General features: G+C 53.4%; 17 protein-coding genes. 15 read left to right on the plus strand and 2 right to left on the minus strand.

Translation table 11 applies throughout. From position 1 onward, the window contains the following. Positions 1 to 88 precede the first annotated feature (88 nt). A complete protein-coding gene (locus tag DW205_RS07305; RefSeq protein WP_005864747.1) occupies positions 89 to 931 on the minus strand; it encodes a PepSY-like domain-containing protein in 843 nt (280 codons plus the stop codon). A 183-nt stretch (positions 932 to 1,114) separates the two neighbouring features. Between DW205_RS07305 and DW205_RS07310 the strand changes: the two genes are divergently transcribed. The 10 genes from DW205_RS07310 to DW205_RS07355 all read left to right on the plus strand — a co-directional run bounded on the left by DW205_RS07310 (position 1,115) and on the right by DW205_RS07355 (position 11,848). Next, positions 1,115 to 2,359, plus strand: a complete 1,245-nt coding sequence (locus tag DW205_RS07310; protein ID WP_005864748.1) for an efflux RND transporter periplasmic adaptor subunit — start codon at positions 1,115 to 1,117, stop codon at positions 2,357 to 2,359. A gap of 3 nt (positions 2,360 to 2,362) precedes the next feature. Further along, positions 2,363 to 3,634, plus strand: a complete 1,272-nt coding sequence (locus tag DW205_RS07315; RefSeq protein ID WP_005864750.1) for an ABC transporter permease — start codon at positions 2,363 to 2,365, stop codon at positions 3,632 to 3,634. A 25-nt stretch (positions 3,635 to 3,659) separates the two neighbouring features. Then, positions 3,660 to 4,913 (plus strand): ABC transporter permease, encoded by a 1,254-nt coding sequence (locus DW205_RS07320; RefSeq protein WP_005864752.1) that lies wholly within the window; start codon positions 3,660 to 3,662, stop codon positions 4,911 to 4,913. 30 nt (positions 4,914 to 4,943) lie between these two features. Further along, a complete protein-coding gene (locus tag DW205_RS07325) occupies positions 4,944 to 6,215 on the plus strand; it encodes an ABC transporter permease (protein ID WP_005864755.1) in 1,272 nt (423 codons plus the stop codon). A gap of 62 nt (positions 6,216 to 6,277) precedes the next feature. Further along, a complete protein-coding gene (locus DW205_RS07330; protein ID WP_005864757.1) occupies positions 6,278 to 7,546 on the plus strand; it encodes an ABC transporter permease in 1,269 nt (422 codons plus the stop codon). 50 nt (positions 7,547 to 7,596) lie between these two features. Then, positions 7,597 to 7,878, plus strand: a complete 282-nt coding sequence (locus DW205_RS07335; protein ID WP_005864759.1) for a hypothetical protein — start codon at positions 7,597 to 7,599, stop codon at positions 7,876 to 7,878. Positions 7,879 to 7,939: 61 nt separating this feature from the next. Further along, positions 7,940 to 8,218 (plus strand): hypothetical protein, encoded by a 279-nt coding sequence (locus tag DW205_RS07340; RefSeq protein WP_005864762.1) that lies wholly within the window; start codon positions 7,940 to 7,942, stop codon positions 8,216 to 8,218. Between the two features lie 198 nt (positions 8,219 to 8,416). Beyond that, complete coding sequence (locus DW205_RS07345; protein ID WP_005864764.1) at positions 8,417 to 9,679, plus strand: ABC transporter permease; 1,263 nt, start codon at positions 8,417 to 8,419, stop codon at positions 9,677 to 9,679. 4 nt (positions 9,680 to 9,683) lie between these two features. Beyond that, positions 9,684 to 10,955 carry an ABC transporter permease gene (locus DW205_RS07350; RefSeq protein WP_005864766.1) on the plus strand — a complete coding sequence of 424 codons (1,272 nt, stop codon included), beginning with the start codon at positions 9,684 to 9,686 and terminating at the stop codon, positions 10,953 to 10,955. A 227-nt stretch (positions 10,956 to 11,182) separates the two neighbouring features. Continuing rightward, positions 11,183 to 11,848, plus strand: coding sequence for an ABC transporter ATP-binding protein (locus tag DW205_RS07355; protein WP_005854666.1), 666 nt, complete (start codon positions 11,183 to 11,185; stop codon positions 11,846 to 11,848). Between the two features lie 121 nt (positions 11,849 to 11,969). Here the strand turns inward: DW205_RS07355 and DW205_RS07360 are convergent, their stop codons facing one another. Then, the gene (locus DW205_RS07360; protein WP_005864772.1) at positions 11,970 to 12,305 is read right to left on the minus strand and encodes a DNA-binding domain-containing protein; all 336 of its coding nucleotides are present in this window, start codon (positions 12,303 to 12,305) and stop codon (positions 11,970 to 11,972) included. Between the two features lie 141 nt (positions 12,306 to 12,446). Between DW205_RS07360 and DW205_RS07365 the strand changes: the two genes are divergently transcribed. The 5 genes from DW205_RS07365 to DW205_RS07385 all read left to right on the plus strand — a co-directional run bounded on the left by DW205_RS07365 (position 12,447) and on the right by DW205_RS07385 (position 19,082). Beyond that, positions 12,447 to 13,748: an ABC transporter permease gene (locus tag DW205_RS07365; RefSeq protein ID WP_005864774.1), complete on the plus strand. Its 1,302-nt coding sequence runs from the start codon at positions 12,447 to 12,449 to the stop codon at positions 13,746 to 13,748. A 9-nt stretch (positions 13,749 to 13,757) separates the two neighbouring features. Next, a complete protein-coding gene (locus tag DW205_RS07370; RefSeq protein WP_005864777.1) occupies positions 13,758 to 15,026 on the plus strand; it encodes an ABC transporter permease in 1,269 nt (422 codons plus the stop codon). A gap of 77 nt (positions 15,027 to 15,103) precedes the next feature. Beyond that, complete coding sequence (locus tag DW205_RS07375) at positions 15,104 to 16,423, plus strand: ABC transporter permease (RefSeq protein WP_008778171.1); 1,320 nt, start codon at positions 15,104 to 15,106, stop codon at positions 16,421 to 16,423. A gap of 17 nt (positions 16,424 to 16,440) precedes the next feature. Then, positions 16,441 to 17,739 carry an ABC transporter permease gene (locus DW205_RS07380; protein ID WP_008778170.1) on the plus strand — a complete coding sequence of 433 codons (1,299 nt, stop codon included), beginning with the start codon at positions 16,441 to 16,443 and terminating at the stop codon, positions 17,737 to 17,739. 53 nt (positions 17,740 to 17,792) lie between these two features. Beyond that, a complete protein-coding gene (locus DW205_RS07385) occupies positions 17,793 to 19,082 on the plus strand; it encodes an ABC transporter permease (RefSeq protein WP_005864784.1) in 1,290 nt (429 codons plus the stop codon). Position 19,083: the final 1 nt, after the last annotated feature.

Raw genomic sequence — 19,083 nt, forward strand, 5'->3', positions numbered from 1 at the left:
TTATCATATAACGCAAACCGCGCGATTCAAGTCCGGAGACGGCTGTGAATCGCGCGGTTTGTTATCAGTTGGATGTTGTTTCCGCTCTTTATTCAGGCTTCACGATATTCCCGAATACATCAAAGGTAATCGTCTCGTCCTGCCCGTTATGTGAAACCTTGAATAGGTAGAAGGTGCCATTGGCATTCAATAACGTATATATGGACTGTACCTTGTCGCTAGCGTAAGCGGAGGATTCGAAGCCTTGCATCACGATCTGCGGAACCTCTTGCTCGGACATGGCCCATGTGGTACTTTGCCACCTGTAATCCTTATTCAATTGCGCCACTTTATAAATCTGGTTATCGATCATATCCAGCTCGTAACCTAGGCTGTTCTGTTGGATATCCAGCAACTCGGCGTTGGCGAAAGTGATCTCCATCAGGTTGCTGACCTCTTTCGGGATAACGATCGGTGCGTCATTATTGATCTCATCGTCCACGGCTTTGATCAGGTTTCCATACTGTGAATAATACAGGTCTACTTCGCTATTGGACTGCTCCGCCTCGATCTTGTAAACGATTCCCATATTTAGGCGATTGATGGCGTACGTGTCATCCACGGTCCAATTTGAGTAAAAGCCTTGTTTGAAGGCGGTGGATACCGCTGCCGGTAATTGGGCGAAAGAGATGTCTATCTTTTCCATCATCCATACGCCTTGATCCGTGAACCAAGCGGTTGTCTCGGAACCTTCATTATTGAAATCTACCACATAATAGTTACCTTCGATCTCAAAAACAGGGTTCTTGGCATCGGGATATTTCTCTTGAAAAGCGTTCTCTACCGGGGGGAGAGGGATAATACCTTGATGATCATCATCATTTTTGCTACAGCCAGAGAAAAAGAGAGTCAGACCGGCTATACATGTGAATAGGATAAGTCTTGTGTTCATACATTTTGCGTTTATAAGTTTTGGGCATAGAACAACAGGCCTATCGGAAAAGTTTTGAGCGAAACCGAACACAGTGTCCGAAATCGAACAGTACTAAAAATGGATATTCTCATAGAATCAGTTACTTACGTTTTTGGCACGGGGTTTGCTCTTTGGAGGGTGGAAAATAAAAACAAACGAAATATGGACAGAGAGATATCAAAAGAGGTTCGGCAGAAGGAGCAGCGTAAACAGTTTATAAAGCTGGGGGCGGGGATTGGTATTGCCGTTGTCTTAATAGGCGGGGTGATCGGTTTCATGCAAACCAGCCTGCAACGGAAGGACTTGGTTTTTTCAACGGTAGATAAAGGAGTGATCGAGGTTTCCGTTAGCGCGTCAGGCAAGGTGGTTCCTGCTTTCGAGGAAATCATCAACTCACCGATCAACTCCCGTATCGTCGAGATTTATAAAAAGGGAGGCGATTCCGTGGATGTAGGTACTCCGATCTTGAAACTGGACTTGCTCAGCGCCGAGACGGATTATAAGAAACAATTGGACGAGGAGCAAATGAAACGCCTCCAATTGGATCAACTCCGTATCCAAAACCGCAATAAGCTTTCCGAGATGGAGATGCAATTGAAAGTCTCTCGCATGGAACTGAACCGAAAGGAAGTGGAGTTGCGCAACGAGCGTTATCTGGATAGCCTAGGCGCCGGAACGACCGATAAGGTCCGTCAAGTGGAACTGGACTATAACGTTAGCGTCTTGAAACTGAAAGAGGATGAGCAAAAATATGAGAACGAGAAATCCTTGACGGATGCCGATTATAAAGTGAAAGAACTCGACCTGAACATCTTCCGAAAGAGCCTAGCCGAGACGAAGCGTACCTTGGAAGACGCCCAGATACGCTCTCCCCGCAAGGCGATCCTGACCTACGTGAACAACGAGGTAGGTGCCCAAGTCTCTCAAGGCAGTCGTGTCGCTATCGTCTCCGACTTGTCCCATTTCAAGATAGAGGGGGAGATCGCCGATACCTATGGTGACCGGATCGCCGCCGGTAGCAAAGCCGTTGTAAAGATCGGCAACGATAAACTGGATGGGGTGGTTAGCGATGTTACCCCCTTATCGAAGAACGGTGTAATCTCTTTCACGGTACAGTTGGAGGAGGATAATCATCGCCGCTTGCGCTCCGGTTTGAAGACCGATGTATACGTGATGAATGCCATCAAGGACGATGTGCTGCGTATTTCCAACGCCTCGTTCTACGTCGGGAAAGGAGAGTATGAGTTGTTTGTTGTCAACGGAAACCAATTGATCAAGCGGAAGGTACAGCTGGGAGACAGCAACTTTGAGTATGTCGAAGTAGTCAATGGCTTGGAACCGGGCGACGAGGTAGTCGTTTCCGATATGACAAGCTTCAAGGAAAAGAATAAACTGAAATTGAAATAAAGGATGTTCAAGCAATACTTTAAACAAGCCATCCATGCGCTGAGAGAGAATCGTCTTACAAGCGTGGTTTCTATCTTGGGTACGATGCTGTCGGTGGCCATGATCTTGGTTGTCGTGTTGCAATTCCAAATCAAGCTGGTAGGTTATAGCCCCGTATCGAAGCGAGACCGGATGCTTTATATCTACTCCGTGAACACTAAATCGAAGGATGGGAGCGAGAATAACAATACGGGCCTTTCCGCCGAGACGATACGTGAATGCCTCTATACGCTGAAAAAGCCCGAGGCCGTAACCGTGACGGCACAGAATAGCCACGTTATCTCCATTCCGGGTAAACGATTGTTCGAGGAATATACTGTCTATTATACCGATCCCGCCTTTTGGAAAGTATTTGACTTCAAGTTCCTTTCCGGCAAGCCTTTTACGGAGGCCGATTTCAATTCCGGTCTGCCTCACGTGGTTATTTCCGATAAGTTGGCGGGTATCCTGTTCGGTACCCAAGACGTGGTCGGTCGTGATATCTTGGTAAATAACGTGATGCCTTGCACGATCGCGGGAGTGGTAAAGCGCCCGTCGAAAGCGGCCAGCGAGGCATTCGCCGATGTATGGATGCCTTATACGGCGAATACCCTGTACACCAATAGCGGAGGTTGCGACGGGATGTGTGGCCCTTTCGGGGCGGAGATCTTGGCGCATAAGCTCTCGGACATCGATTCCATATATGCGGAGATCCAGCAAGGGGTAGCCCGCTACAACGCCGGCAAAGCGGATTTCATCTTGACGATTCCCAAGCCTTTCACCCATCTGGAACTGGCCTTAGGTTCCGGTAGTCGGTATGGCTATAACCGGGTAGGTTGGGGCGAATACCTGAAGACAACTGGCTGGGTGCTTCTGTTCCTGCTGCTGGTACCGACCTTGAACCTGACAGGGATCGTACAATCCGCCGTACAGAAAAGGCGGCCGGAGATGGGGCTTCGCAAGGCTTTTGGGGCTACCGGTGAACGTCTGTTTACGCAGGTTGTTTGCGAGAACCTGATCATTACGTTGATAGGAGGTGTTTTGGGGGTAGGTTTGTCGGTCGTATTGCTCTATGTAGGCCGGTCGTTCTTGCTGACAAAAGATACGGTGATAACTTTTGGCATGCTTTTCCAGCCCTTGTTGTTTGTGGCGGCCCTGTTCTTTACGTTGGTATTGAATGTACTAAGCTCGGGATTACCCGCATTCCGGATAGCGAGGGAGCGGATCGTGGAATCGTTGAAGGATGCGAACGTGTGAAAAATAACTACTGAAAAGGAATGATATGATCAAGCATATACTAAGTATAATATGGAACCAGCGCCGAAGTAACGGTTGGATATTCGCGGAGTTGTTGGTGGTGGCCGGTGTGTTCTGGCTGATGGTCGATATGTTTTATGTGGACACGCGAACCTATTACTCTCCCCTCGGATTCGATATCACGAACGTATGGCGTTTCAAGTTAAGCGAGCAGGAACGGAACCCTTCGGATTCGCTTCCCGGGCTATCCGAGCCGGAGAAGCTGACCCGCTTGATGTCGCAAATACGCCAATGGTCCGAGGTGGAGGAAGTTTGCGCTACTTATTACTCCTGTCCCTACTCGATGGGAAATTCTTGGAGGGAGATAGAGCCTCTGGATGGTGACACGAGCTTAACATCTGGGGAGAATTTCCAGATCCGGAATGTCACCCCGGAATATTTCAAGCTTTTCCGGATCAAGACTCCGGAGGGGAAACCTGTAGCGGACGAGATCGCCGGGATACATAACGCCTTGGTCTTGTCCAAGGAGATGGCAGACGTGTTTTATCATGGCCGGCTGGCTCGTGGAAGGAAGGTGAGGCATAGTAAATTGGATAATACCTTTACGGTCGCCTCCGTATCAACCTCTATCCGGACCGACGAGTATAAATCTCCGGAGCCATGTTTTTTCCAGAGCCTTGAGGGGGAATTGTTTAACGAGACTGTCAATCAGTTTGGAGCCCGGAATGCGGAGCTTTGCGTCCGGATGAAAAGAAACTATACACGGGACGACATGAATCGTTTTCTGAATGAGATGGGAGACCGGTTGGCGGCGGACAATCTATTTGTCTATGGCATCAGCAATATCAGGGAGTTCCGGGATATTCATCTGGATGGTAAGGGGCGTGAGATGAGCAATAAGTTCTCCTTGATGGCCTTCATGCTGGTAAACGTCTTTTTCGGCATTATCGGTACGTTCTGGCTCCGTGCGCAGAATCGCCGGGGAGAGATCGGCTTGAGGATGGCGCTGGGTGCTTACGATGGCACGTTACGGCGGTATCTGTATCTGGAAGGTCTTTGCCTATTGGCGTTAACCCTTCCGTTTATCGCCCTCTTCGCTATCAATATGGTGGCGACGGATGCTATAGATACCTATCGCCTGCCGTTTACGACGGGGCGTTTCGCTATCTCTTTCGGTATAACTTATTTAATGATGAGCGGCATGATCTGCCTCGGTATCTGGTTGCCTGTGCGCAAGGTTACCCGAATGGTCCCGGCGGAGGCGTTGCATTACGAATAATATGTAGAATAATAACAAACGATTAGATTTATGTATAAGCAGTACATCAAACAAGCGGTTCAAATGCTGCGTGAAAATACGCTCGTAAGCGTAATCTCTATTTCGGGAACGGCCCTTGCGATCGCCATGGTGTTGGTGATGGTATTGGTGTTCCAGATTAAATCCACGGGATATGCCCCTGAGTCCAATCGGTCTAGGTTTATGTATGTCTGGGGTACGGAAGTCGGTACGAAAAATCCCAATGGCCCGGAGTATAACCGTGGAGGTATGTCCAGCGAGGTCGTGAAGGAATGTTTCTACACCTTGCGGAAACCAGAGGCCGTATCCGGCTATTGTAGTGATAGCCATTCCTTGTCATTGCCCAATAGACGGCTCTTCAAGGAGTATGAGATTTGTTATACGGACGCGGGCCATTGGAAAATATTCGACCATCCTTTCTTGGAAGGGGGCCCCTTTAGCGAGGCTGATTTTCAATCCGGTATACCGAAGATGGTGCTGTCGGAACAAGTGGCGACCGATTTGTTCGGAACGGGACAGGCCGTCGGGCGGCAGGTCGTGATGGATTTTATCACTTTCACCGTCTGCGGTGTGGTGCGTGACGTACCTTCTTCATTGATGAGCTCCTACGCTCAGGTATGGATACCCTATAGCAGCAATGAGGCCCTGACCCGTGTAAATGGGGAGTATGGGGAGAATATGGCCGGTTATTTCAGCGTGGCCTTATTGGCTCGTTCCTCTTCCGACTTCGATGCCATACGCTCGGAGCTAGACCAACAGGTCCGTCGCTACAATGACAGCAAGACCGATTATAACGTAGGTTTCCCTTCCGGGCTACTTTCCCAGTTGGATACGGCCATGGGAAGCGGCGCTTTTCAAAAGGTGGACTGGCCTACCTTCTTGGCCGGATCGGGCGCTTTCCTATTCTTTTTGCTCTTGGTCCCGGCGCTGAACTTAACGGGCGTGATCCAATCGTCCGTGCAGAAGCGGAAAGAAGAGATCGGTTTACGTAAGGCTTTCGGGGCTACGGGGCAGAATCTTTTGATGCAGATCTTATCGGAGAACTTTGTGCTGACCTTGATCGGTGGCGTGATCGGTATCGGTCTCTCGATGGTGTTGCTGGTGGTAGGGAAGCCTTTCATGTTGAGCGAGAACGTGAGCCTTACGGCGCCTATGCTTATTAAACCGGGCTTATTTATCTCCGCCCTTATCTTTACGTTCTTGCTGAATATATTAAGCGCCGGGATACCGGCATGGCGTACGACACGGCAACCGATCGTAGAAGCGTTAAAGGGGAATGAGTGAATCCAATGAATAATGAACAATGAGTTGTCAATTGTCAACTATCAACTATCAACTATCAAATTATGATTAAGCATATATTTAAAATAATATGGGCCCAGCGCAAGAGCAACGGCTGGATACTGGGCGAGTTGGTTATCGTGATGTGCGCCCTTTGGTTTATGATGGATAAGTTATGGGTGGATGTGCGCTGCTATAACGCCCCGATGGGATATGATATCTCGAATACGTGGCGTTTCAAGCTTTCCACGCTCTCGTCGAACGCCCCGGGTTATGTGCCCGACTCACTTTACGACTCGAACGCAACACAGGATTTGTTGAAGCTTATGGAACGTATCCGCCAAGAGCAGGAGGTCGAGGAAGTATGTGTTACGTATTGGTCCATGCCTTATTCAAACGGAAGTTCGTGGGGTACGCTCCTTCCCTTGGGCGCTGATACCTCGAAGGCGGTAGGACAGAACTACCACAAGCTGAAAGTATCTCCTTCTTATTTCGATGTATTCCGTATGAAGGATAAGGAGGGCCGTGCCATCACCCCGCTGGTGGAGAACGCTTACCGCCCGCTCGTCGTGACGGCGGAGGCGGAGGATTTCTTCTTCGGGGGGCAGTCCGCCATAGGCCGGCAGATCTCGGAGAATGACGACCTTTCCGAGCCTTTCACGATCGCCGCTGTCCTTCCTACCTTCCGTAGCAATGACTTCGACCGTCCGGAGAACTGCGCTTTCACGATATTGAAAGGTGAGTCCTTGCGGGAGTTCGTGAAGAATTTCGGCGTAAGGAGCGCTGAACTATCGGTACGTACGAAACGCCCGATGACCGAGGATGAGATGTACGCTTTCTTGGAGAAAACAGCGGATCGGATGACGGTAAATAACATCTTCGTCCACGGTGTCACCCTCCTTGCCGACCAGCGTGATGACCAACTCCGGTTTACCAAGAACGAGAACAGCAAGAAACTCTCCATGATGGCCTTCCTGCTCGTGAACGTATTCTTCGGTATCGTAGGCACGTTCTGGTTGCGTACCGAGCGGCGGCGTAGCGAGATCGGTCTCCGCATGGCGATCGGTTCCAGCCGGGGCAGGCTGGGCGAGTACATGTATCTGGAAGGTCTGGGTCTCTTGGCGATCACTGTTCCGATTCTACTGGTCTTCGTCTTCAATATGGCCTTTTTGGATAAGCTGGATTCCTACCGCGAGCCCCTCTCCATCCTCCGCTTTCTAGTAACCCTCAGCGTCTCCTACCTCCTGATGGCCGGCATGATCTGCATGGGAATCTGGTTCCCTGTCCGCAAGGCGGTAAAGATGGCTCCGGCGGAGGCGTTGCATTACGAATAAATTGTCTATCTTTGCGTCTGTCAATTTATTAATGAGAAAGGAGCAAGCTTATGACAGCTATAGAATTAAAAATGTCGTTACTGCAAGAGGTGATGTCTTTGGAGGATGAACAGTTGATCAAGAAGGCCCTCGACAGTGTCCGCCGTATGAAGATGGCTGCCTTCGGTAAGGCAACCCCGGTAGAGAAGCCGGCAGACGATTACGTGGAGCCTACCAAGGAGGAGATCTTGGCGGGGCTAAGGAATGCCCTGCAAGACGTGAAGGATTTGCGTGAGGGCAAGGATGTGGGGCATAAGTTTAGAGACTTAAGTGAGTTGCTCAATGAGGTATAGGATAAAAACCCATTAAGACTTCGATAAAGAGTTCAAACGTCTCTGTAAGAAGTATAGCTCATTGAAGGCTGATTTATCGGCTTTGGGTAAGTCTTTGAGCGAGAACCCCGATCAAGGGACGAGCTTAGGCAAAGGCGTTCGCAAGGTACGCATGGCCATCGCCTCCAAGGGAAAAGGAAAGAGCCATGGGGCGAGAGTGATTACTTACACGGAGGCCATTGTCTGCGCAGATAATGAGGGTACGGTTGTTCTCCTCACGATCTACGATAAGGCCGACCGTGACTCCATTTCGGCAGCCGAGATCGATGAACTGCTGAGATCCTTACGTTGGGAATTATAAAATCTGAAACTGTCCATAATCGCTGTCCGATAACGAATCAAGTGTTCGTTATCGGACAGCTTTTTTTACGGGGTGATGTTAGGAATCAGGTGGTTACGTTTTTGGCACGTTATTTGCCTCCGTAGGGGCACAAAGTCGGATGATAACAAACAATCGCTGTTTAGGTCGGGTAATAGATAATTTATAATACAAAGGTTTATGATAAAGCAATACATTAAACAAGCGTTGAGGATGATCGGGGAGAACAAGCTGTTGAGCGTGATCTCGATACTCGGTACCGCCTTGGCCATTTGCATGATCATGGTGATCGTCATCCTGTATGTCGTGAATACGGCGAGTTTCAAGCCGGAGGTAAACCGTGGCCGCACCTGCTACATAACGACCGTCATGAGCAATGGCAAGGATGATAACCGGCGCATCTCCTACTCGTCGCTGGGACTGCCCTTGGTGAAGGAATGCTGCTATCCGCTGAAAGGGGCGGAGGCCGTTACCGCCATCAATATGGATCGCTACAGGCCGTTGACCGCCTCGTCCATGGACGGGCTTAAGAACCGGACGAGTTACATCTCTTATACGGATACCGCCTTCTGGAAGATCTTCCAGTTCGATTTCCTGCAAGGAGGCCCCTTCAGCCCGGCGGCTTTCACGAGCGGTATCCGCGACGCCGTGATCAGCGAGAGCGTGGCCTTGGCCCTTTTCGGCACGGACCAAGTCGTGGGGCGGGAGATGAAGCTCGATTTCATCGTCTACAATATCTGCGGGGTCGTGAAGGACGTATCCCGGTTCGCCTCGAAAGCGTGGGCGGAGGTCTGGATCCCTTACACGGTGCGGGACGACGGGGGATACCAAGAGGGTATCAACGGCTCGTATAGCTGTTGCGTCCTGCTGAAACCGGGCGTCACGAGGGAGGAGTTGAGGACCGAGGCGTTGCGGAAGGTCGAGGAGTTCAACGCCAAGACCCGGGATGTCAAGGCCGATATCCTTCACCAGCCCTCCACCCAGATCGAGGAATGGATCGGCGGCGGTAGCGAGTTCGGGGCGAACCTCTTCTATCTCTACGTCCGTTACGGCATCATCCTTTTCATCCTCCTGCTGGTTCCGGCCTTGAACCTATCGGGCATCACCCTGTCGAGGATGCGCCGCCGGATGGCCGAGCTTGGCGTACGTCGGGCTTTCGGGGCCACGCAAGGCACCATCCTCTGGCAAGTGCTGTCCGAGAACATGGTCTTGACCCTGCTCGGCGGACTGCTGGGATTGGCGATGTCGTACGGCGCCATGTTGTTGCTGAGGGACTGGTTGCTGGTCACCTCGCTGGGGAAGACGGGGCTTTCCACCGGGATGTTTAACGGGGCGGTCTTTATCGCCGCCTTCCTGTTCTGCCTCGTGCTGAACCTGTTTTCCGCCGGCCTCCCGGCTTGGCGAATGTCAAGATTGAATATTACGGACTCTATAAATGGTTGACGCTATGTATAAGATGATTCTAAAACAACTCTGGAACGAGCGCAAGGGGAACTTGTTTATCTGGTTGGAAATGCTCGTGGTCTCTATCTTCCTTTGGTATGCGGCGGACGCCTTGTTCGTGATGTACAGACTCTACTCGCAGCCCTTGGGCTTTAACATCGAGCATACGTATCATGTGAGTTTCGACGTGATCCCGGAGGAAAGTCCCGATTATGACACGACCTCCGTGCATAGCGAACGGGGAGGCGGGGATTATCTGACCTTGATGGATCGCATCCGCCGGAACCCCTCCGTGGAATCAATCTGTTTCACCACCGGCGTGCATTTCCATTACCGGGGATCGAACCAATACGCCACGTTCCGGAAGGACTCGTTGATCCGTAATGGCTTCGTGCGTTACGTATCGCCCACCTATTTCGAGGTGTTCGACGTAAAGACGGCACAAGGCGGGTCCCCCTCGGAGTTGGTGGACGCCCTGCGTGACAACCAAGTGGTGGTGACGGGTACGGTCGCCGACAGCTTCTTCGGCGATCTTGCGGCGGCCGTGCGCCAAGAGATCTATATCACCGACCAAGGCTCTCGTGATAGCGTGGCCTACCGTATCGGTGGTGTCTGCGAGAAACAACGTTACTGCGAGTTCACCGGCTATGATTACGCTTACTATAAGCTGGTGGACGAGAACAAGGTGGCCGAGGAGGGCGATTGGGTCGGAGAGGGCTTGAACACCTTCATCCGGGTGAAGCCCGGCGCGGACGGCGCCGCTTTCGCCGCCGATTTCCGGAAGGAGATGGAGCAGCAATTGCGCGTGGGTAATATCTATTTGAAGGATGTTTTCCCGATGTCCCATTACCGGGACCAGTTCCTTGAGCGTTGGTTGGATCAAGTCCGCCTTTACGTGGCGGGCATCGCCTTCTTCCTGCTGAATGTCCTGCTCGGCGTGGTGGGAACCTTCTGGTATCGTACGCAACAAAGGAGCGCCGAGATCGGCCTCCGCATGGCGATGGGAGCCACCCGCAAGGGCATATTCTGGCAATTGGTGAAGGAGGGCTTGGCGCTACTCACCATCGCTTTCATCCCCTCCGCCGCCATCTTCGCCAACCTGCTGTATATGGAGGTGACGCAAGGCTCGGAGATACCGCCCGACATGGCCTCACGCCTGTTGTTCGGCTTCGTGTTCTCGTATGCGGTGATGGCCGCGATGATTGTCGTGGGAATTAGTTTCCCGTCTTACCGGGCCATGCGGATGCATCCGGCGGACGCCTTGCGGCAGGAATGATCGGACACGGACGGCACGGATGGCACGGGCATCCGTGTCCGGAAACGAACCGACTGTTCGGAAATGAATCGACTGTTCGATAACGGACAGTACTTTTTTATGGAGATGTCATGGAATCAATGAGATACGTTTCTGGCACGTAATTTGCTTTTAGGTGGCAAAGCCTAGCGATAGCAAGAGTTTAACAATAACAAGAGTCAAACAATAACAATTAAAATATTACAGTCATGATCAAACTAACGAATTTACAGAAGATTTACCGTACGAAAGAGATAGAGACAGTCGCGTTGGAAAACGTGAACCTAGAGGTACAGCAAGGCGAGTTTCTCAGCATTATGGGACCCTCCGGATGCGGGAAATCCACCTTATTGAACATCATGGGCCTGCTGGACTTGCCTACCTCCGGCACGGTCGAGATCAACGGCGTGAACACGGTGGGCATGAGCGACAAGGAGTTGGCCGCTTTCCGTAACAAGCAACTGGGTTTCGTGTTCCAGAGCTTCCACTTGATCAATTCCCTGAACGTGCTGGACAACGTGGAGCTTCCCTTGCTCTATCGCAAGGTCTCTTCCTCGGAGCGCCGCAAGCTGGCCGAGGCCGTGCTGGAGAAGGTCGGCCTCAGCCACCGTATGCGCCATTTCCCGACGCAGCTCTCCGGCGGCCAGTGCCAGCGCGTGGCCATCGCCCGTGCGATCGTAGGTAACCCCGACATCATCCTCGCCGATGAGCCGACCGGTAACTTGGACTCCAAGATGGGTATCGAGGTCATGGACCTGCTCCACCAACTCAACAAGGAGGACGGCCGCACCATCGTAATGGTAACCCACAACGAGGCGCAGGCCAAGCAAACCAGCCGCACCGTGCGCTTCTTCGATGGAAGGCAGGTGCAGTAAGGGAGCCGTATACGGAGGATCTCCATGTGTGAGGCACTACTGGTGGCACCTTGCCTCATAGCTATGAGGTACGATACCTCAAACGTATGAGGCAAGGTATCACCCGTGGTGTCTCGATACCTCACATCACGGTGAAGGTAAGCGTACCATACCGGGGCTCTTTATAAAGGTGATAAGTAGGGGTGAACTGGGTGCAGACGATGGCTTCCCACTCGCCTGCCCCGAAAGCGAAGCCGGGGACGAAGCAGAGCCGCTGCCCGCTGTTGACGAGCGTCTCCTTGCGATACTCGCTCCGTTTGTCTACGACACGGGCGGCGATGTCATCGATGCTGAGCGTACGTTGCCATACGACGCTTCCCTTGTAGCTCGTGTTACCGGGCAGGTGGCTCTTGCTGACGCGGATGCTCTGCTTGCGAAACGGCTTGGGCAGCTCCGACTTAGGTATTTCTTTATCCATGATCTCGTGGTTTAATGAATGATTAAGTGGCAAAGATAAGAAAGATAACATGAATAGTATTTGGAAATACATGCTAAGCGTATAATAATTACGGAAAGCAGGCGGCAGATACCCATAAAACAAACTAACAAATAATGAACGATGTACAAGGTATACCTTAAACAAGCTTGGGCCTTGATGGGGCAGAATCGCTTCTTCACCGCCGTTTATATCATCGGTACGGGCTTGGCGATCTCGATGGTGATGGCCATAGCGGTGGTCTACCATATCCGGACGGCGAATATCGCCCCGGAGGTGAGCAGGGACCGGATGGGCTACGTATCGAACGTATCGTATGAGTTCAACGGGGGCAAAGGCTCGTTGAACAGCGGTTGCGGGCCCCGGTTCGTGAAGGAGGTCCTCTACGGCCTCGAGACACCCGAGAAAGTGGCGGTCACCACCAACGCCGCCATCATGCCTTATGAGGTGGGGGACATCTTCATCCAAGCGCCGGGTAGCGACGAGTCGCCGAAAGTACAATTGATGGGATGCGACGACGCGTTCTGGCAAGTCTACCGTTTCAGCTTCTTGGACGGGAAGCCGTTCGCCAGTGCCGAGTTCCTTTCCGGGATGCCCCGCGTGGTGCTCGACCGTTCCTTGGCACGCCGCCTGCTCGGGCGTACCGAGGTAGCCGGTCAGACCGTCTTGATCAACGATATAGAATATACGATTAGCGGCGTGGTGGAGGATATATCCGCCGTCGCTTCCGACGTTTACGCCGAGGCGTGGGTACCCTACACCTCGATGGCAAGTATCATGGATACCGCCTTGGAGGAGCGGGAAGGCTCGGTGGGACTGCTGCTCGCCAACTGCCTGCTGCGTGACGCCTCGGACCTTCCGGCCCTCTCCGCCGAGTTGGAGAAGGGAGTAAGACGCTACAACAGCGGCTTGCGGGAGGGACAGGTGAGAGTGGAGCCGCCCTGCTCGTTCGGCGACCAGTTATTGTCGCGGTTGTTCGGGCCGGAGACGTATATCGTCTTGGGCGTCGCCCTCTTCCTCTTCCTGCTAGTCCCGGCGCTGAACCTCTCGGGCCTGAACGCCTCGAGGATGCAAGACCGGGTGTCTGAGCTAGGCGTACGCAAGGCCTTCGGGGCGTCGCGGAAGACGTTGATGGGGCAGGTCTTCTGGGAGAACATGCTGCTGATGTTGCCCGGGGGCATGGCGGGATTGCTGTTCTCGTACGTGCTGGTGTCCGTATTCCGGGGCATCCTTCTTTCCCCCGGTTTGCATAGCATGGGCTCCGGGGCGGGTAACGATATCTTCCTCTCGCCGGGGATGCTGCTGAATATGGAGGTGTTCGCCTATGCGTTCGCTGTCTGCGTGGCGCTGAACCTGCTCTCTTCGATGATACCCGCTTGGCGTACCGTGCGGGTGAGTATAACGGATGCGTTGAACGATAAATAGGATACGGCTATGGTAATACATCTATTAAAGTTGATAAGGTCCCGTTTGGGAGGAAGCTGCTGGATACTGGTGGAACTGCTGGTCGTATTCGTGATCCTGTGGTTCATGATGTACTACTTCGTGGCGCAAGGGATGCTGACGCGGATGCCGGTGGGCTTCAAGCTGGATCACGTGTACAACGTGACGCTCGCCATACGGCCGTCCGACAGTCCCTCGTTCATCGCCTACGAGGAGGGGAGCGAGGAGCCGGTGCGGAACATCGAGCGTATCGTGGAGCGTATCGAGCGGCATCCCGACGTGGAGGTGGTAGGGCTCTCGTATTATTCGCTGCCTTATACCGACTCGAACATCGGCAGCAGAGTCTTGAAAGACTCGATCAACCAGCGGGTGCGGGCAATGATCGTCTCGCCGGGGTATTTCCGGGTGTTCGGCATCCGCTCCGCTACGGGAGAAAGCCCGGAGAGACTGGGGCAGACCCTGTCGGGGCTTCGGGAGGGGAGGGAGATGATCCTCTCCGCCGATCTGGCGAGCAAGCTATACGGCCATACCGACGTGATCGGGGCCGAGATCTATAATTACAACGATACCGTGCCCTGTCACGTGATAGCGGTTACGGAGCCGGTACGAAACTCCGAGTACGATTCCCGGAATCAGCATAGTGTCTTCTCTCCACTGGACTTGCGGGGGATGTTCGGCAAGGGCCAGTTGGACGAGAAGGGACTCACGCGAGTGCAGATCACGTTCCGCACCCGTCCGGAGGTCTCTACCTCCAACTACGCCGCCAAGTTCCGTAAGGAAATGAGTAGATCTTTGATGGTGGGTAATTACTGGGTATCGGAAGTGAGGGACTACGAAGGGATACGGGCCTTTTATCTCGAGAACTCGGAGCGGACGAGCGCCCATCGGCTGGTATCGGCCATGGGATTGTTCTTCTTGGTGAACGTGTTTCTGGCGGTGATCGGTACGTTCTGGTTTCACGTGAGCCGTCGCCGTTCGGAGTTGGGGCTACGTATGGCGATGGGCTCCACCCGCAAGGGTATAGAGGGGCTGATGATCGGCGAGGGCTTGTTGCTGCTGGCGATCGCTTCCGTGCCGGGCTTGCTGATCTGCCTGAATCTGGCGGTGGCCGATATCGTGCCCTGCGGCGTGATCCGCTTCACGGCCATTAGCCTGCTGACAGGGGGTGTCTTGGCGTTCGTCGTCTTCTTGGCTATCTGGTACCCGGCCCGTAAGGCGGCCCGGCAGGAACCGGCTGACGCATTACGGTATGACGGATAATAGAAAACAGGTAACACCCGGTTGTAGAGACGGGGCGTGCCCCGTCTCTCACCGACTGAATCGTATAATTAAATCGACTGAATATGTATAAGATCTACTTAAAACAAGCATGGGCCCTGATCCGGCAAGAACGGCTGTTCAGCTCGGTCTATATCGTGGGGACGGGATTGGCGATCTCGCTGGTGATGGTGCTGTCCATCGTGTTTTACGTGAAAATGGCCTCTATTTATCCGGAGATGGACCGGGACCGGTTGCTGACCGTGAAGAGCGCTGCGCTGAAGAATGAGAAAGGGGGCACGAGCAGTGGCCCGGTATCGCCCCGCTTCGTGGAAGAGTGCCTTGCGGGGGTGCCCGGCTTGGAGGCGTTGGCGCTATGTTGCGATGACGCTGCCTCCGCTTTCGTGCAGCCGGTGGGCAGTCCCGTGCAGATACCGGTCATGAAGATGGGGGTAAACGATGGGTTCTGGAAAGTATTCTCCTTCCGTTTCCTGGAGGGCAAGCCTTTCACCGAGGCCGATTTCCGGTCGGGGATGCCCGTGGCGGTAATCGCCCGCTCACTGGCCAAGAGGCTTTATGGAGAAGGTAGTGCCGTGGGGCAGACCTTGAGCCTCGACTTTACCTCATTTCGTGTGGTGGGCGTGGTGGATGACGTATCTTACCTGATGGATCGGGTTTTCTCGCAGGTCTGGTACCCATATACCCAAGTGCCCGACTTCGAGGAGCGGGTCCGATACTCGGAGGCGCGTATGCCCGGGCTAGGCCCCTTGAAGGTCTATATGCTCGTGAAGGACAAGGCCGATATCGGCAAGGTGCGGGAGGCGGTGGCGGATAACGTGCGTCGCTTCAACCAATCGTTGAACGTGGATGGCAAACGTGAGTTCTCCCTTCTTGGGCAGCCGGATCGCCATTGGGAGAGTATCTTCCGGTATTGGTCGAACGTGGAGCCGGATATCGTGGGAGACTTGAGCCGTTATGGGGTGATTTTCCTGCTCCTGCTGCTCGTCCCCGCCGTCAGCCTCTCGGGCATGGCCGATTCCCGTATGGAGCGGCGTCTGGGCGAGCTGGGCGTGCGGCGTGCTTTCGGGGCTCCCAAGGGGGCGTTGATCGGGCAGGTCTTGATGGAGAACTTCCTGTATACGCTGCTGGGCGGCTTGGTGGGACTGCTGTCCTCCTTCCTGCTGGTGACGTTCGCCAGCTCGTGGGTCTTCAAGATCGGCAACGGCTTCTCGGATGCCGCCCCGGATGGCGTGGACGTATCGCTCTCCATGGGGATGCTGTTCAACCCGTGGGTCTTCTTGATCGCCTTGTGCGTATGTTTCCTGTTAAACCTGATGTCGGCGTTGTGGCCCGCTTGGCGTGCGTCAAGACGGCCTATCGTTGATTCGTTGAACGCTTAAATGGAGGGAAGAAAGATATGTGGAAAATGACTTGGATACAATTGATGAACCGCTGGCGTAGCAACGTGTGGGTGTGCGTGGAGTTGCTGCTCGCCTTTTGCTTGGCGTGGTACATGGTGGATTACTTCTTCGTGGAGATCTATAACCGTAGCCTCCCCTCCGGGCGCGACTACGCCGATGTCTGGCAGGTAGAAATGGGCCTCTTGCCGGAAACCTCCCCCGACTATCGAGCCACCGAGAGCGACTCGATCGCCATGCTGGGAAATTATGAGCGGATAAAAGACCGCTTGCGTGATTATCCGGGAGTGCAGGCGATGGGCGCGGCCTCGGGCTGTTACTCCACGCCTTATACGGGCTGTTATTACGGTATCGGTTTGGCGAACGCGGCCGATACGAGCAAGCGGGAAGCGGTCTTGAGGTATGAGATGGATCCTACCACGGATTTCCTGTCGGTCTTCAACCATTCGTACGCCAAAGACGGCTGTCCGGTATCTACATCCGATTTTGATTGGGGAGACCCCCGCGCTATAGTAACCACCCGGATGGTGGAGCGAAAGGTATTTGGAGAGGCATCCGCCGTTGGGCGTGAGGTGAAAGACCCTTTCGACGAGGAGGGCCCGACTTATATCGTAAAGGGCGTATTAGAGGATATCAAGCGTTTTGACAATAGCCTACCCCAAGGTGCCGCCTTCTTGGCGATCCGTCCCTCGGCGGAGGAGATCCCCGAGATGAATTATTTCATACGGATCGATCCTGCCGTGGCAGGCCCTCGTTTCGCCGATACGTTCCGGGAGAAGATGAGCCGTGAGCTTCGGGTGGGGAACTTCTACCTGAAACGCCTGACCTCCTATGAACGGATCAAGGCCGATACCGATTATTCCTTTGGCGTTACCTACGATTACCGGGTCCGTATGGTGTTGATGGCCTTCTTGGGCTTGAATATCCTGCTTTGCGTGATGGGTACGTTCTGGTACCGGGTGCGGATGCGCCGGGGAGAGATCGGGTTGCGCATGGCGATCGGTTCGCCCCGTGAAGAGATACGTAGCCAGATGGCTCGTGAGGGCATATGCCTGTTACTCATGGCTACCCCGCTCGCCTTGTTGATAGAGGCCCAATTCGTGATGGTCGGCTTCTTGGACATCCCCAAAGGGACCTTGCCGGAGCTTTACTGGCCGGCGATCCTGCCGCTCCGTTTCTTGCTGGTGAATATCCTGACATGGATACTGCTGGCTATCGTCATCCTGCTCGCCGTCTGGCTTCCCGCCAGCAAGGCCGCCGAGATGGAGCCGGCCGAGGCGCTGCGGTATGACGGATAACAGATAATGCCCCGTCTCCCACCGACTGAATCGTATAATTAAATCAAATGAATATGTACAAGATCTATCTAAAACAAGCCTGGGCCTTATTGAAAGAGAACAAGCTCCTTTCCGGAGTCTCTATCTTCGGTACGGCCTTGGCGATTTGCATGATCATGGTGATCGTGATCGTATGGCAGATGCGTACCGCCAATTACTCACCGGAAGACTATCGAGACCGGATGATGTACGTCAGTGATACCCGTGCCTCCTACAAAGAGAACGAATCTTATAACGACTGCTACTTTCTTGCTTCCCGTGTGGTGAAAGATTGTTTCTATCCCTTGCGCTCTGCCGAGAAGGTAGGCATGGCCTATCATGGCGTGCAACGCTTGGCGGCAGTGGCGGATCATACGGTGGAGTTCAAGTGCGACGTGACCTTTACGGATGCGGCGTTCTGGAATATCTTCAACTTTCGTTTCCTCTCCGGTAAGCCTTATGGCGAGGAAGAAGTACAAAGTGGCATCATGGATGCTGTGGTAAGCGAGTCCGTGGCACGCCGGTTGTATGGCACGACCGAGGTTGTAGGCCGTACCGTCGAGATCAGCTACGTGCCCTATACCATCCGTGCCGTCGTGCGGGATGTCTCCCTGCTAGCCGAGTCTGCCTATGGCGATGTCTGGTTGCCTTATACCACCGACAATTCCCTGTATGATAATGGTTCCGACCGTCTCGTCGGGGGCTTCCGTTGTTATATCCTCGCAAGTTCGTCCGCCGACTTTGATGCGATCCACTCCGAGGCTGAGGCGAATATCGCTCGCCTTAACGAATCGCAAAGCACGCACCTACTGAAAATTGGAGGAGGACCTGATACCCATTTGGGCGATTTGGCTCGCGAGGATGCTTTCTCTGAGCCGAATGTACGGGAACTGGTCATGAAATATGTTATCATCGTTCTTGTCCTTTTGCTGATCCCTGCCATCAACATGAGCGGTATCACGCAAAGCCGGATGCGTAAACGTATGGCGGAGATCGGGGTGAGGAAGGCGTTCGGGGCGACACGCTCGGAATTACTGACGCAGGTACTCTACGAGAATCTGTTGCAGACCTTGCTGGGAGGTGTGTTAGGTCTGTTTTTCTCATACGCCTCCGTATTGCTCTTGTCCGATTGGTTGCTAGATACGGGCACGGCATCGATGGGTATCGGTCGCACCTTCGTCAATGCGGAGATGATGTTCAATCCATTGATCTTCCTTTATGCGTTCCTTGCTTGTCTTGCGTTGAACCTGCTGAGCGCCGGCATCCCGGCTTGGCGAGCCTCAAGGATGCGTATCATCTCGGCTCTCAACGAGAATGTTCATTAAT

It is taken from the genome of Parabacteroides sp. AM17-47 (assembly GCF_003434625.1).
GTDB lineage: Bacteria > Bacteroidota > Bacteroidia > Bacteroidales > Tannerellaceae > Parabacteroides > Parabacteroides distasonis.

Coding starts and splice junctions, on each gene's coding strand:
- DW205_RS07350 (WP_005864766.1), top strand. CDS start 9,684: ATGTATAAGATGATTCTAAAACAACTCTGGAACGAGCGCAAGGGGAAC.
- DW205_RS07385 (WP_005864784.1), top strand. CDS start 17,793: ATGTACAAGATCTATCTAAAACAAGCCTGGGCCTTATTGAAAGAGAAC.
- DW205_RS07370 (WP_005864777.1), top strand. CDS start 13,758: ATGGTAATACATCTATTAAAGTTGATAAGGTCCCGTTTGGGAGGAAGC.
- DW205_RS07345 (WP_005864764.1), top strand. CDS start 8,417: ATGATAAAGCAATACATTAAACAAGCGTTGAGGATGATCGGGGAGAAC.
- DW205_RS07330 (WP_005864757.1), top strand. CDS start 6,278: ATGATTAAGCATATATTTAAAATAATATGGGCCCAGCGCAAGAGCAAC.
- DW205_RS07335 (WP_005864759.1), top strand. CDS start 7,597: ATGACAGCTATAGAATTAAAAATGTCGTTACTGCAAGAGGTGATGTCT.
- DW205_RS07325 (WP_005864755.1), top strand. CDS start 4,944: ATGTATAAGCAGTACATCAAACAAGCGGTTCAAATGCTGCGTGAAAAT.
- DW205_RS07310 (WP_005864748.1), top strand. CDS start 1,115: ATGGACAGAGAGATATCAAAAGAGGTTCGGCAGAAGGAGCAGCGTAAA.
- DW205_RS07365 (WP_005864774.1), top strand. CDS start 12,447: ATGTACAAGGTATACCTTAAACAAGCTTGGGCCTTGATGGGGCAGAAT.
- DW205_RS07380 (WP_008778170.1), top strand. CDS start 16,441: ATGTGGAAAATGACTTGGATACAATTGATGAACCGCTGGCGTAGCAAC.
- DW205_RS07305 (WP_005864747.1), bottom strand. CDS start 931: ATGAACACAAGACTTATCCTATTCACATGTATAGCCGGTCTGACTCTC.
- DW205_RS07360 (WP_005864772.1), bottom strand. CDS start 12,305: ATGGATAAAGAAATACCTAAGTCGGAGCTGCCCAAGCCGTTTCGCAAG.
- DW205_RS07315 (WP_005864750.1), top strand. CDS start 2,363: ATGTTCAAGCAATACTTTAAACAAGCCATCCATGCGCTGAGAGAGAAT.
- DW205_RS07355 (WP_005854666.1), top strand. CDS start 11,183: ATGATCAAACTAACGAATTTACAGAAGATTTACCGTACGAAAGAGATA.
- DW205_RS07320 (WP_005864752.1), top strand. CDS start 3,660: ATGATCAAGCATATACTAAGTATAATATGGAACCAGCGCCGAAGTAAC.